The 14,227-nt window shown below is 56.0% G+C and carries 12 protein-coding genes; 11 read left to right on the top strand and 1 reads right to left on the bottom strand.

Translation table 11 applies throughout. The annotated features are described in order from the left end of the window. Positions 1-5 precede the first annotated feature (5 nt). The 8 genes from xdhA (at position 6) to TH4_RS03775 (ending at position 10,496) form a co-directional block, all read left to right on the top strand. Positions 6-1,499 carry a xanthine dehydrogenase small subunit gene (xdhA, locus tag TH4_RS03810; protein ID WP_064779947.1) on the top strand — a complete coding sequence of 498 codons (1,494 nt, stop codon included), beginning with the start codon at positions 6-8 and terminating at the stop codon, positions 1,497-1,499. Then, the gene (xdhB, locus tag TH4_RS03805; RefSeq protein ID WP_064779946.1) at positions 1,492-3,897 is read left to right on the top strand and encodes a xanthine dehydrogenase molybdopterin binding subunit; all 2,406 of its coding nucleotides are present in this window, start codon (positions 1,492-1,494) and stop codon (positions 3,895-3,897) included. The genes xdhA and xdhB overlap by 8 nt, the downstream gene beginning before the upstream one ends. A gap of 3 nt (positions 3,898-3,900) precedes the next feature. Continuing rightward, a complete protein-coding gene (xdhC, locus tag TH4_RS03800; RefSeq protein WP_064779945.1) occupies positions 3,901-4,935 on the top strand; it encodes a xanthine dehydrogenase accessory protein XdhC in 1,035 nt (344 codons plus the stop codon). A 109-nt stretch (positions 4,936-5,044) separates the two neighbouring features. Beyond that, positions 5,045-5,518, top strand: a complete 474-nt coding sequence (locus TH4_RS03795; RefSeq protein WP_209437383.1) for a nucleoside deaminase — start codon at positions 5,045-5,047, stop codon at positions 5,516-5,518. A 63-nt stretch (positions 5,519-5,581) separates the two neighbouring features. Further along, entirely contained in the window at positions 5,582-7,216 is a 1,635-nt protein-coding gene (locus TH4_RS03790) for an ABC transporter ATP-binding protein (RefSeq protein ID WP_064779943.1), read from the top strand. Then, entirely contained in the window at positions 7,203-8,282 is a 1,080-nt protein-coding gene (locus TH4_RS03785) for an ABC transporter permease (RefSeq protein ID WP_120224104.1), read from the top strand. Before TH4_RS03790 ends, TH4_RS03785 begins: the two co-directional genes overlap by 14 nt. Next, on the top strand, positions 8,282-9,202 hold the full coding sequence (locus TH4_RS03780) for an ABC transporter permease (protein ID WP_064779942.1): 921 nt from the start codon (positions 8,282-8,284) through the stop codon (positions 9,200-9,202). The genes TH4_RS03785 and TH4_RS03780 overlap by 1 nt, the downstream gene beginning before the upstream one ends. A 211-nt stretch (positions 9,203-9,413) precedes the next feature. Beyond that, positions 9,414-10,496, top strand: coding sequence for a BMP family ABC transporter substrate-binding protein (locus TH4_RS03775; RefSeq protein ID WP_209272098.1), 1,083 nt, complete (start codon positions 9,414-9,416; stop codon positions 10,494-10,496). 83 nt (positions 10,497-10,579) lie between these two features. Here the strand turns inward: TH4_RS03775 and TH4_RS03770 are convergent, their stop codons facing one another. Next, the gene (locus TH4_RS03770; protein WP_064779941.1) at positions 10,580-10,942 is read right to left on the bottom strand and encodes a hypothetical protein; all 363 of its coding nucleotides are present in this window, start codon (positions 10,940-10,942) and stop codon (positions 10,580-10,582) included. 373 nt (positions 10,943-11,315) lie between these two features. Here TH4_RS03770 and TH4_RS03765 point away from each other — a divergent pair, with 373 nt between their 5' ends. The 3 genes from TH4_RS03765 (at position 11,316) to TH4_RS03755 (ending at position 14,179) form a co-directional block, all read left to right on the top strand. Further along, positions 11,316-11,849, top strand: a complete 534-nt coding sequence (locus TH4_RS03765) for a PAS domain-containing protein (protein WP_064779940.1) — start codon at positions 11,316-11,318, stop codon at positions 11,847-11,849. A gap of 44 nt (positions 11,850-11,893) precedes the next feature. After that, positions 11,894-13,063: a methyl-accepting chemotaxis protein gene (locus TH4_RS03760; protein WP_064779939.1), complete on the top strand. Its 1,170-nt coding sequence runs from the start codon at positions 11,894-11,896 to the stop codon at positions 13,061-13,063. A 78-nt stretch (positions 13,064-13,141) separates the two neighbouring features. Next, complete coding sequence (locus tag TH4_RS03755) at positions 13,142-14,179, top strand: histone deacetylase family protein (RefSeq protein ID WP_064779938.1); 1,038 nt, start codon at positions 13,142-13,144, stop codon at positions 14,177-14,179. Positions 14,180-14,227 lie beyond the last annotated feature (48 nt).

Genomic DNA, 14,227 nt, shown 5'->3' with positions numbered 1-14,227 from the left:
CAGACATGGCAAGTGCGACCGGATCCTTCCGTTCTGATATCCGTTTTTTGCTCGGCGACGAGGAACGCAGGCTGCGCGATATTGATCCGCAGATGACGGTTCTTGAATATCTGCGCCTGGCCGAGCGCAAGTCCGGAACCAAGGAAGGCTGTGCCGAGGGTGATTGCGGGGCCTGCACGGTTGTGCTGGGCGAACCGGATGGCAAGGGCGGCATGGCGTATCGCACGGTCAATGCCTGCATCCAGTTCGTGCCAACCCTTGATGGCAAGCAGCTTTTGACGGTGGAGCATCTTAAATCGACGGACGGTACCCTGCATCCGGTGCAGCAGGCGATGGTCGATACCCACGGATCGCAATGCGGTTTCTGCACGCCGGGCTTTGTCATGAGCCTGTATCAGCTGTGGCTGGATGGTGGCGAGGATGACCGTGGTACGATCAATGATGCGCTTGCCGGGAACCTGTGTCGTTGCACCGGCTATGGCCCGATTATCGAGGCCGCGCGCAAGGCCGGTGGTGTCGCTGCCAATGATAGCGTGGAGCAAAAACGCCGGGCGGATATTGCCGCCAAATTGACTGCGATGGTCGAAGGCGAAGGCACGCTGGCGCTTGAACATCCCGCCGGGCGTTATTTCGCACCGCGCACGTCTGATGAATTGGCCGCCCTTTTGGTGGCGCACCCGGATGCCACGGTTCTGGCCGGGGGGACGGATGTTGGTCTTTGGGTGACCAAGATGCTCAAGCGTCTGGATCCGATCATTTACATTGGCGACGTTGCCGATATCCAATCGGTTTATGAAACCGAAGATGCGCTGATTATCGGGGCCGGTGTGACCTATAGCCGGGCGCACGCGGCGCTGGGTCGGGTGGCCGCCGATGTTGGTGAATTGGTGCGCCGGATTGGCTCAAGACAAATCCGCAATGCCGGGACCGTGGGTGGCAATATTGCCAACGGATCGCCGATTGGCGATACGCCGCCAGCCTTGATTGCCCTGGGGGCCAAGATCGTGCTGCGCATGGGCGATGTGCGTCGTGAAGTGCCGCTCGAAGAATTCTTTATCACCTATGGCAAACAGGACCGGGTAGCGGGCGAGTTTGTTGAAAGCGTGATTGTGCCCAAACCGCACAGCGGATTGGTGTTCAAGGCTTATAAAATCTCCAAACGGTTTGATCAGGATATCACCGCCGTTCTCGGGGCCTTTGCGATCAAGATTGATGATGGCAAGGTTTCGGAATTCCGTGCAGCCTTTGGCGGCATGGCAGGCACACCGATGCGTGCGAAAAAGTGCGAAGCGGCCCTGGTCGGCAAGGATTGGAATGAAGCCAACCTTAATGCGGCCCAAATGGCATTGGCCAGCGAGTTTGAACCGATGACCGATATGCGGGCATCGAAGGAATATCGCATGCTGGTGGCGCAGAACCTTTTAACCAAGCTGTTTATCGAAACCAATGCGCCGGACGTTGCCACCCGCCTTGTTGGCAAGGAGGCGGCCCATGTCTGATCAAGCTTTGAAAGCCGATATGGACGAGGTGATTGCACCGACCGCGGGACTGAGCGGTGGTGTGCGATCCAGTCCCAAACATGACAGCGGCCCGAAACATGTGGCGGGTGAGGCGGTTTATATTGATGACATCAACGAGCCGTTTGGAACGCTTCATCTTGCACCGGGCGCATCAAGCATCGCACATGGCAAGATCACCAAAATGGATCTGTCCAAGGTCCGCTCTGCCCCCGGTGTGGTGTGTGTTCTGACCGCCGATGATATCCCCGGCGTCAATGACGTTTCGCCAGCGCATACCCATGATGAACCGGTTCTGCCCGATGGCATCGTGCAGTTTTATGGCCAGCCGGTCTTTTGCGTGGCGGCGGAAACCCGGGCACAGGCGCGCGCGGCCGCCAAGTTGGCCGAGATTGAATATGAAGAACTGCCAGCGGTTCTGGATGTTGCCGTGGCGCTGGAAAAGCAGCTTTTCGTCGCACCGCCGCATGTGATGAAGCAGGGCGATGCCAAATCGGCATTGGCACGCGCCAAACATCGCCATGCCGGGCGGATGGAGATTGGCGGGCAGGACCATTTTTACCTTGAAGGCCATATCAGCTTTGCCATTCCGGGTGAGGATGGTGATGTGTTGCTGCATTGCTCCACCCAGCATCCATCGGAAGTGCAGCATAATATTGCCAATGTGCTGGGCCGTCCGGCCAACGCGGTCACGGTCGAGGTGCGCCGCATGGGCGGGGGCTTTGGCGGCAAGGAAACGCAGGCGATGCAATGGGCGGCACTGGCCGCCATCGTTGCAACCAAAACCGGACGTCCAGCCAAGTTCCGTCTGGATCGTGATGACGACATGGTCATGACCGGCAAGCGCCATGATTTCATTGTCGATTACGATGTCGGCTTTGATGATGACGGGCGGATTTGCGGCCTTGATCTTCAATACGCGGCCAACTGCGGCTTTTCGGCTGATTTGTCAGCCGCGATTGCCGATCGGGCGATGTTCCATACCGACAATGCCTATTACCTTGGCGACGTCGAAATCCGGTCGTACCGCTGCAAAACCAATCTTGTGTCCAATACGGCGTTTCGTGGTTTTGGCGGGCCGCAGGGCATGGTCGCGATTGAACGCATCATTGATGAGATCGCCATGACTGTCGGGCGTGATCCGTTGGATGTGCGCATTGCCAACTATTACGACACCAAGGATCGCAACACGACGCCATACCACATGGTGGTCGAAGACAATGTCCTTTCGGAGCTGACCGACGATATCCTGAAAGCCAGCGACTATCGCAAGCGCCGCAACGAGATTACGGCGTTCAATGCCGAAAGCCCGGTTTTGAAAAAGGGGCTCTCGCTGACGCCGGTGAAATTCGGGATTTCCTTTACCACCACCTTCCTGAACCAGGCGGGTGCGCTGATCCATGTTTATCAGGATGGGTCGGTGCATCTGAACCATGGCGGGACCGAGATGGGGCAGGGCCTGTTTATCAAGGTCGCCCAGGTCGTGGCCGAGGAATTCCAGATCGATCTCGATCAGATCAAGATCACGCCCACCAACACCGGCAAGGTCCCCAACACATCTGCAACCGCGGCCTCCAGCGGGGCGGATATGAACGGCATGGCGTCACGTGATGCGGCGATGACGATCAAGAACCGGCTGATTGCCTTTGCCGCCGAGAAATATGGTGTGGCGGAAAGTGCGGTGCGCTTTGTGCCGGGCAAGATCATTGTCGGCGACAAGGAAGAGCTGGCCTTTGCCGATCTGATCAAGCAGGCCTATCTGGCGCGCGTGTCGCTGTCGGCCACGGGCTATTACGCCACACCGAAAATTCATTATGACCGCGAAAGCGCATCGGGACGGCCGTTTTATTACTTTGCCTATGGCATGGCGTGTTCCGAAGTTTTGATTGATACCCTGACCGGCGAATACAAGGTCACGCGCGTTGATATCATTCATGATGTCGGACGGTCGCTGAACCCGGCGATTGATCTTGGCCAGATTGAGGGTGGCTTCATTCAGGGGATGGGCTGGCTGACCTCCGAGGAACTTTGGTGGGACGACAAGGGCAGTCTGCGCACCCATGCGCCGTCGACCTATAAAATCCCTGCATGTTCGGATCGACCGGAAGATTTCCGCATGGAGCTGTGGTCGTCCGGACGAAACGTTGAAAAAACCATTCACCGGTCCAAGGCGGTTGGTGAGCCACCCTTGATGCTGGCGATTTCCGTGCATCGGGCGATTGCCGATGCGGTGGCATCGGTTGCCAATCACAAGGTTGTCCCGGCCCTTGATTCCCCGGCAACGCCCGAGGCGGTTTTGCATGCCGTGGCCGATTGCGCCAAGCGCATGATCGAGAACGCGCATTCGGCCGATGCAGCCCATTCAATGGCGGGGGAATAGGTCATGACCCTGTCGCGGCGCGATCATATCAGGCTGTTGTCCGAACCAGGTCCGGTGATGCTGGTCAGTGTTGCGGCCATTCGCGGATCGACACCGCGGGAAGTCGGCGCCTTTATGCTGATTACGCCGGATGCGATTTCGGGCACGATTGGTGGAGGCAACCTTGAACATCAGGTCACACGCCGGGTGCGCGAAGGTTTTGACGCGGGTGCTGACAAGATGGCCGTTGCCGAGATCGCCCGGTTTCCGCTTGGTCCCGGTCTTGGACAATGTTGTGGTGGCTCGGTCGAGGTTGGTTTTCATCTGTTGCGCGGTGTGGAGAAAGAAACGCTGCGCACGGTTTTGCAAGAAATCGAAACCGCACCAATCCGTGCCGATGGCCATTGGGTGACCGTACCGACCGATTGCAGCGACATCGGGCGCGTAAGTGGCGCGCATGCCAAGATGTTATCAGGCAGTTTTGGGAGCGCGCGTGGCGGGATTGTTACGTTAAACGGGGTGGAAACGCTTTGTTTGCGCCTTGATGACGCGCGCACGCCAATGTGGATTTTTGGTGCCGGGCATGTTGGCAAGGCGGTTGTGCAGGCCTTGGCGCCGCTTCCGTTTGATATTCACCTGATCGATTCGCGTGATGAGTTTCTGGCAGGTGTTGAAGGCGAAAACGTTCAGGTTTGTCAAAGTGATAAGCCCGAGACTGAGGTCGCTGATATCCCGGCCGGGGCGCATGTTTTGATCTTAACGCACAACCATGCGCTTGATTTCGAGATCTGCCGGGCGGCTTTGGTGCGCGATGATCTTGGTTTTGTTGGCATGATCGGTAGCCAAACCAAGCGTGCACGCTTTATCCGACGTCTTTCTGATCGGGGGTTGAGCCCGGTTGAAATCGGTCGTTTGACCACTCCGATTGGAATTCAAGGCATTACCGGCAAACAGCCGGTGGTGATCGCGGCATCGGTTGCCGCACAGGTGTTATCGGTGCGCGAAGCACAGATGGCGCAGACGCAAACGCCAAAATCCGCATCAGACGGGTTAGGTTGAGTGAAACACCTTCATTGAAGGTGGCATTAATGATAAAGGGCCGCGCAATGACGGCCTGTCAGGCGGTTCGGGCAACCGGACCAGAGGTTTCGTAGAGGAGAGATTGGCTGTGTGTGACGCCAAGGGCCATATGCGCCATGCCGTGGATTTGTCGCGGCAAAAGATGGATGAGGGATGCGGTGGTCCGTTCGGGGCAATCATTGTTCGTAATGGCGAAGTGATTGCAGAAGGATGGAACAATGTGACATCCCAGAACGACCCGACGGCGCATGCCGAGGTCAGCGCCATTCGCGCGGCCTGTGCCAAGCTTGGCACGTTCAATCTGTCGGGCTGTGAAATCTATACCAGTTGCGAACCTTGCCCGATGTGCCTGTCTGCGATCTATTGGGCCCGCCTTGACAAGATCTATTATGCCAATGGCCGCCAAGATGCTGCTGCCATCGGATTTGATGATCAGTTTCTGTATGATGAGGTGGCAAAGCCGATCGAAGATCGTTCATTGCCAATTGTGCATGTCGATTTGCCCGAAGCGCGCGAAGTTTTTGCCGCCTGGGATGCCAAAGCCGACAAGATCGAATATTGAGACCGTTTGACTGCAATGCGTTATGCGGTAAAACCGCGTGCTGGATGCAAGACATATCGCTAAATGGGGGTGGCAACAGTGACGTCAACGACCGGTGAAGCCGGGGCAAATACCGTGAAGGGGGCTGGTGGGCCTGCGCAATTGGAAGTGCGCGGCGTGACCAAGGCCTTTCCGGGCTGTCTGGCCAATGACGATATCAGTTTCCGTATCGAGCCTGGTGAAATCCATGCGCTGTTGGGGGAAAACGGTGCTGGCAAAAGTACGCTTGTCAAAATCATCTATGGCGTGCTGCAGGCCGATGAGGGTGAGCTGATCTGGGAAGGCAAGCCGGTCACGATCGCAAGCCCGCATGATGCGCGCGAAATGGGGATCGGTCTGGTGTTCCAGCATTTCTCGCTGTTTGAAACCATGACGGTTCTTGAAAACATTGCGCTGGCGATGAATGACGTGCGCGATATGGATGCGCTGCGCAAGCAGGTGCTTGAGGTCGAAAAAACCTATGGCCTGCCGCTTGATCCGGATCGTCATGTTTACACGCTGTCGGTTGGGGAGCGTCAGCGCATCGAGATTGTGCGTTGTCTGTTGCAGAACCCGAAACTTCTGATCCTGGACGAGCCGACCTCGGTCCTGACACCGCAAGAAGTCGAAAAGCTGTTTGAGACGCTGCGTCGTTTGGCCGATGAAGGCTGTGCGATCCTTTATATCAGCCACAAACTGCATGAAGTGAAGGCCCTGTGCCAGAAGGCGACTGTGCTGCGCGGTGGCAAGGTTGTTGGCGGTTGTGACCCGCGCGAAGAAACCGCAAAATCGATGGCCGAAATGATGATCGGCCAGAAACTGACCGCGCCGGATCGGGGTAAATCCCGCGAATTTGGCGATGTGCGGCTTGCGGTTTCCAATCTGTCGCTTGAAAGCGATGAACAGTTTGGCACCGACCTTAAGGGCATTAATCTTGAGGTCCGCGGTGGTGAAATCATGGGCGTTGCCGGGGTTGCCGGGAACGGTCAGAACGAACTGTTCCGTGCCCTTGCCGGTGAAACCGAACAGCAAGCGGCCCCGGACAGTATCAAGATCGATGGCAAGTCGGTTGCGCATTTCGGCCCGCGCCGCCGCCGTCGTCTGGGCGCGACGTTTGTTCCCGAAGAACGCAACGGACATGGTGCTGTACCGGACATGAGCCTGTCGGAAAACGGGTTTTTGACCGCATTCCGGCGGATGGCGCTTTCGGCCCGTGGGTTGATCCGCGAAGTCCCGACCAAGTCGTTTGCCGATAACATCATCAAGACTTTTGATGTGCGTACCACCGGTTCGGGGGCAGAGGCCGGATCGCTTTCGGGCGGTAACCTTCAGAAATTTATCGTCGGGCGCGAGATTTTGCAGGACCCGGGTGTTCTGGTGATTTCCCAGCCGACCTGGGGCGTTGATGCCGGGGCGGCCAGTGCCATTCATCAGGCATTGCTGGATCTGGCGGCCAAGGGCACGGCCGTTCTGGTGATTTCGCAGGACCTGGACGAGATTTATGCCATCTGTGACTCGGTGGTTGTGATGGCGGAGGGCAAAATGTCCAAACCGCGTCCGATGGCCGATGTCAGCATCGAGGAAATTGGTCTGTTGATGGGGGGGCTTCATGATCTTGAAGGCAACGCGACCCCGGCGAACAACACGCAAGTAGAGGGAGGTCGCGTTGGTCAGGCTTGAACCCCGTCGCCAGCATTCACAGGCGATGGTTTATCTGTCGCCGGTTCTGGCAATCCTTATGACGCTTGTCGTCGGCGGGATCATCTTTGCCTTTATGGGCAAGAACCCGTTTGACGCGCTTTATACGTTCTTCATTCTGCCGATCAATAACAGCTATGGCATCTCCGAGCTGTTTGTGAAGGCGACCCCGCTTGTCATCATTGCGGTCGGTCTTGCCATGGGGTTCCGGGCCAATGTCTGGAACATCGGGGCTGAAGGCCAGTTGACCATGGGGGCGATTTTCGGCGGGGGGCTGGCACTTTATTTCCATGACAGCGAAAGCGTGCTTTTGCTGCCGGCCATGTTTGTGCTGGGCGCGCTGGGCGGTGCGTTTTGGGGGGCGATCCCGGCATTGCTGCGCACGCGCTTTAACGCCAATGAAATTCTGACCAGCCTGATGCTGACCTATGTTGCAACGCTGTTTCTAAGCTTCCTGGTGCATGGTCCTTGGCGTAACCCGGAAGGCTTCAACTTCCCGGAATCCCGTCCGTTCCCGGATGCCGGTTTGCTTCCGATCATTTTTGAAGGATCGCGTGTGCATCTTGGTACGGCCGTTGCCGTGTTCGTCGTGATTGCCGGTTGGTTGTTGCTGTCAAAATCGGTGATCGGGTTCCAGCTACGTGTTGTCGGCAAGGCCCCGCAGGCCGCCCGCCATGTCGGGTTCCGTCAAAAACGCATGGTCTGGTTTACCCTTCTTCTGGGCGGTGCGCTGGCCGGTCTGGCCGGTTTGTTTGAGGTGTCAGGCCCCATCGGGCAGCTTCAGCCATCGATCTCGCCGGGCTATGGCTTTACCGCGATTATCGTGGCCTTCCTTGGGCGTTTGCATCCGGTTGGCATTCTGTTTGGCGGTTTGATCATGGCCCTGACCTATCTTGGTGGCGAACTGGCGCAAATTACACTCGGCCTGCCCAATGCTGTGACCGGGCTTTTCCAGGGGATCTTGTTGTTCTTCCTGCTGGCCAGTGATGTTTTGACCAAATACCGCATTCGTTTCGGCTCCATCGCGGCAAAAGGGAGAACCGCATAATGGAATGGATTGTTCCCTTTATCTTGACCGTGATCACCGCCTCCACGCCGCTTTTGCTGGCGGCATCGGGTGAACTGATTACCGAGAAATCCGGTGTGCTTAACCTTGGTGTTGAAGGCATGATGCTGGTTGGGGCGATTGCCGGTTTTGCGGTGACGGCATCAAGCGGATCGGCTTCTCTTGGTATTCTGGCTGCGGTTGCGGCGGGCACATTGATGTCGCTGATCTTTGCATTTTTGACCCTGACGCTGATGGCCAATCAGGTGGCGACGGGTCTTGCGCTTACGATCTTCGGGGTTGGTTTTTCAGCACTTGTCGGATCTGGATTTGTCGGCTTTGCGATTGATCCGCTGCCAGCCCTTTCGATCCCGGGCATCAGTGCCATTCCGATCATCGGCCCGATCCTGTTTGGGCAGGATTTTCTGGTTTATCTGTCAATCGCGGCTGTGATTGGCATCGCGTGGTTCCTGTCTAAATCGCGTGCGGGTCTCATTCTTAAGGCTGTTGGGGATTCCCATCATTCGGCGCATGCGATTGGCTATTCGGTGATCAAGATTCGCTATCTTGCCACCATGTTTGGCGGCGCGATGGCGGGCCTTGGTGGCGCGTATCTGTCGCTTTCATACACGCCGATGTGGGCGGAAAACATGACAGCCGGTCGTGGCTGGATCGCGCTGGCGCTGGTGGTGTTTGCCACCTGGCGTCCGGGGCGTCTGGTTGCCGGGGCCTATATGTTTGGCCTGATTTCTGTAATGCAGTTGCATGCGCAGGGGGCTGGCATTCATGTGCCAAGCCAGTTCATGTCGATGTTGCCGTATCTGGCGACTGTGATCGTGCTGGTGATTATTTCAAGCGACCGTGCGAAAATCAGACTGAATGCGCCGGCCTGTATCGGTCAGGCGTTCAGGGCCGCCCAATAGGGTTTTGGTGGCCTTAACTGCGGGACCGGAACACGTTAAATGATGTTTCGGCCCGACGACGGGAGGAAGACTGTACTTGCCAAACCTCACACAAGCCGGGCAGGGCTTGGCCGGTTTGTCTGAGATTTGGTTTGTGCAGGAACGCGTCATTGATTGCGATCAGGAATTACGTATAAATCCTGATTGAGTGTCTAACAGGGAGACTGAAACTATGAATGCAAGCCTCGTGAAGCGCACACTTGCCGCCGTTGCGGCTGTTGGTGCCCTCGCAACCGGCATGGGTGCAGCCCAGGCCGAAGACGTTAAGGCCGGTTTTATCTATGTCGGCCCGATTGGTGACCATGGCTGGTCTTACCGTCACGACATTGGCCGTCAGGCCATCGAAGCTGAACTCGGCGATGCCGCATCGACCAGCTATGTCGAAAGCGTGCCGGAAGGTGCCGATGCTGAACGCGTGATCCGTCAGATGGCCCAGACCGGCCACAACCTGATCTTCACCACCTCGTTCGGTTTCATGAACCCGACCGAAAAAGTTGCCAAGCAGTTCCCGAATGTCAAATTCGAACATGCAACCGGTTACAAGCGTGCTGACAACCTGTCCACCTATGCCGCACGTTTCTATGAAGGCCGTTATGTTGCTGGTGTGATCGCCGGTAAAATGACCAAGTCGAACATCGTTGGTTATGTCGGCTCCTTCCCGATCCCGGAAGTTGTCCGTGGCATCAACTCCTTTATGCTTGGTGCGTGGTCGGTCAACCCGGACGTTCAGGTCAAGGTTGTTTGGGCCAACACCTGGTATGATCCGGGCAAGGAAGGCGATGCTGCCAAGGCCCTGATTGACCAGGGTGCAGACATTATGGTTCAGCACACCGACAGCCCGGCACCGCTTCAGGTTGCTGAAAACCGTGGCGTGCTTGGTTTCGGTCAGGCGTCTGACATGATCAAGTTCGCTCCGAAGGCACAGCTGACCGCGATTGTTGATAACTGGGACAAATACTATGTATCGCGTGCCAAAGCAGTTATGGACGGTACTTGGGAATCCCAGGACACCTGGGGTGGTATCGACAGCGGCATGGTTGAGTTGGCACCCTACACCAACATGCCTGACGACGTGAAAGCACTGGCCGAAGAAACCGAAGCCAAAATTGCTTCGGGTGAAATCCATCCGTTTGCCGGTCCGATCTATGATCAGGCGGGCGAACTGCGCATTAAAGAAGGCGAAGATGCAACCGACGAAATGCTTCTTGGCATGGACTGGTACATCAAAGGCATTGATGCCGAACTGCCGAAATAAGTCGGATTTCCGATCCATCCGGATCGGTTAAATGACGAAGCCCCGTGCATTAGCTTGCGCGGGGCTTTTCTTATGACGGTTTGTCAGGATGGCTTCTTGGGATTGGGCCGACTTGGTTCGTCTGACTTTTCATAAGCGATCATCTCGGTTTTTGGATGCCGCAGGGCATAGAGTGCTGCGCGCCAGCCATGCAGCTTGACCTTGTGTTCGCGGGTTTTACCGGCCCACTTGTCGCGGAAGCGTTCCATATCTTCGCGGCGATTGAAATAGATCACCATATCGACAATCGGGGCATTCTGGTCGCCGCGCGGGAGTTCGATATTCCGAATGCCCATCGTCCAGTTCTTGCTCATGACATTGATGTCGAGCCAGTCCAGCACAGCTTGGGCGGAATGTTTCTCGTGAATAACGACACGATATGGAAAATTCCGAAGATCTTTCGACATCGGTGTGTCCCTGACGGTTCCCGTTTGCAACGATGATACATGAAATACCTGCAAAGGTGATTAATTCATGTCCGGCGCAACCTTTGTGATCGCAATTCTTTGCACAAGGCTTCTGCAACTCATCGGTTTACAAAAGGTCGGTCTGCGCAATTTGGATGATAACAAGCAGAGGTTGAATATTCATCATCCTGATAATACTTTATCCAATAATAATTCCAGATTAGTCTGTTAGCTACTGAGAAAGAAGCGTGCGGAAACCCAATATTTGGCTTCGCACGATCATTTTTACATGATAATCGATTAATGCATCCTGCCTGCAGCTTACAATTGCAGGTGCGTATGGAAATAAAAACAAAATATCGGGGTTTAAAAGGTGAGCGACAAGCCTTCAGGCATTCAGCCGTCCGGGCGGGAACGTCATTTCAAACCGGACGAGTTGATCGTCAGCAAGACGGATCTCAAAGGGCATATTACCTACGCCAATGAGGTGTTTTTGCGCCTTTCTGATTATTCGGAAGGTGAGGTTTTGGGGAAGCCGCATGCGCTGATCCGACATCCGGATATGCCGCGCAGCGTTTTCAAGCTTATGTGGGACCGGATTTCATCCGGTCACGAGATTTTTGCCTATGTCGTGAATATGGCCAGAAACGGGGATCATTATTGGGTCTATGCCCACGTGACGCCGTCCTTTGACGCCAATCACAAGGTGGTTGGATATCATTCCAATCGCCGGGTGCCCGATCCAAAGGTTTTGAGCGAAACGATCATTCCTCTCTATGCGGAACTTCGCAAAATCGAGGAAAGCCTGCCCAACCGCAAGGATGGCATGAAAGCCGCATCCGAGGCCTTGTCACAGAAGCTTTCTGATATGGGCATGTCGTACGACGAGTTTATTCAAAGTCTCTAGAGGATCGCAAAGCGGTTCCCGGAAACACAAGGTTTGAGGTTCTAATGTCGCTGTTTGGTAGTTCAAAATCAGGTATCAAAAAGGCACTGGACGTGGTCCTGGCCGCAGCCGATGGTGATTACGAAGCCCGTATTACCAATGTCGACAGTCATCCTGACATGCGCGAACTGTTTATTGCGATCAACCGGCTGATTGACCGCAACGATGCGTTCCTGCGCGAAAGTGCGGCATCCATGGGGGCGGTTTCCGAAAACCGTTATTACCGGCGCATCGTCGAAACCGGGCTGGTCGGGGATTACCTGTCTTCGGCCAAGCGGATTAATGCCGCAAGTGCCTCGATTGAACAGAAACTTTCCGGGTTTGCCGACATTCTTGGTGAATTCAAAAGCGGTTCCTTTGCCGCGGTTGATGACATTGCCAATGCCGCATCCGCCCTTTCCGAGGCATCCGGCGACGCCAATTCCATCGCCCATGAAACCAGTTCACGTTCAACCAACGTTGCCGCGGCAGCCCGCCAGACGGCGGCCAATGTCAGCGAACTTTCGGCCGCATCCGAAGAGCTGAACGAGGCAATCCGCAATGTGTCCGAACAGGCACGTGAATCGGTTGAGATCGCCAATCGTGCCAACGGCCTTGCCCAGGAAACCGATGGTCGTATCGGACAGCTGGAAGCGGCTGCTGGCGAGATCGTTGAAGTGGTCAGCTTTATCCGCGACATCGCGGCTCAGACCAACTTGCTTGCGCTAAATGCGACGATCGAGGCTGCGCGCGCCGGTGAAGCCGGCAAGGGCTTTGCCGTGGTTGCCAACGAGGTCAAGGGACTTGCCAACCAGACCAGCAAGGCAACCGAAAGCATCGAGGAAAAGGTTCAGGACATTCAGACCGCGATTGAACAATCGGTCGGCTCGATCCGCGAAATTGCAGGTGTGATCGATGATCTTGCGGCACGTTCGGACACGATTTCGGGCAATGTCGAAACTCAGGCGAACTTGTCGACCAACATCACGCGCAATGTCGAACAGGCATCAAGCGGCGCACAGGAAGTCACCGACAATATCACCGTGGTTTCCGATATGGCCGGGCGTACCGGGGAGGCTGCCGATACCACACGCGACATGGCCAGTCGTCTTGCCGATCAGTCGGAAAGCCTGCGCAATCAGTTGGGTGTGTTCCTCGATACCATCGAAAAGCTGCTTTATACCGCCAAGAAATAGCCGCTTTCTGCGTGCAACAGGATGCGTCGGGCGTCATGATGGTACCCGGTCAGGATTTTCAGTCAGGAGAGCGGTGCCATGCGGGTTTTCTTCAATTCGCGCCACGATGCCCATGACGGGGCAGGCGAAATGCATCACGGACGCATGGTGCCATGTTTCGAGAATGCCCGGCGTATTCCGATCATTCGTGATGCCGTAGCGCACGCGATCAAGGCGCAGCTGGTCGATCCGACCGATCACGGCATCGGCCCGATCCGCGCGATCCATGAGCCGGACTATATTGATTTTCTGGAAAACGCCTGGAGCGAATGGACCAAGGCAGGGAAAAGCGGTGACGCCTTCCCCTATGTCTGGCCGACGGGCGGTTTTTCAGGCGGCAGGCCCGAACATATCAGTGCGCGTCTGGGGCAGTATGCCATTTCATCTGATACACCGATCACCCAAGGCACCTGGAAGGCGGCCTATTGGGGGGCGCAAACCGTCATATCGGCAGCCGAGGCAACCTGGAGCGAAGGCGAAGCTTCCTTTGCCCTGACCCGTCCGCCGGGGCATCATGCCCATGCCAACCGTTATGGTGGATATTGCTTCTTGAACAATGCCGCCATCGCAGCCCAGCACATGATTTCCAAGGGGGCGAAAAAGGTCGCCATCCTTGATATCGACTACCACCACGGCAACGGTGCGCAGGACATTTTCTATGAGCGTGGCGATGTTCTGACGATTTCAATCCATGCCGATCCAACCCATCAGTTCCCGTTCTTCATGGGCTATGCCAATGAAACCGGGCGCAATGACGGGCAGGGTGCCAACCTGAATATTCCGCTGCCGGCGGGTACGGATTTCGCGGGTTGGGGGGCTGGCTTTGCCAAGGCGATGCAGAAACTTCTGACCTGGCAGGCCGATGCGCTGGTGGTGGCTCTTGGTGTTGATGCGCACGAAGCCGAACCGATTTGCGACTTCAAACTCCAGACCGATGATTTCAACCGGATCGGGCAGATGATCGGGCGTATGGGGCTTAAAACCATGTTCACCATGGAAGGTGGTTATGCCCATGATGTGATTGGGCAAAACGTTGCTGCGGTTCTGAGCGGGTATCTGGCGCTTGCCAAAAATTAGACCGGTCTAAATCGAACACAAAAAACGCTCCGAGCAGATGCCGGGGCG

Source organism: Thalassospira tepidiphila MCCC 1A03514, from assembly GCF_001662875.1.
Taxonomy (GTDB): domain Bacteria; phylum Pseudomonadota; class Alphaproteobacteria; order Rhodospirillales; family Thalassospiraceae; genus Thalassospira; species Thalassospira tepidiphila.
The sequence above is the reverse complement of the archived record's forward strand: the minus strand, read 5'-3'. Positions and strand labels throughout refer to the sequence as shown.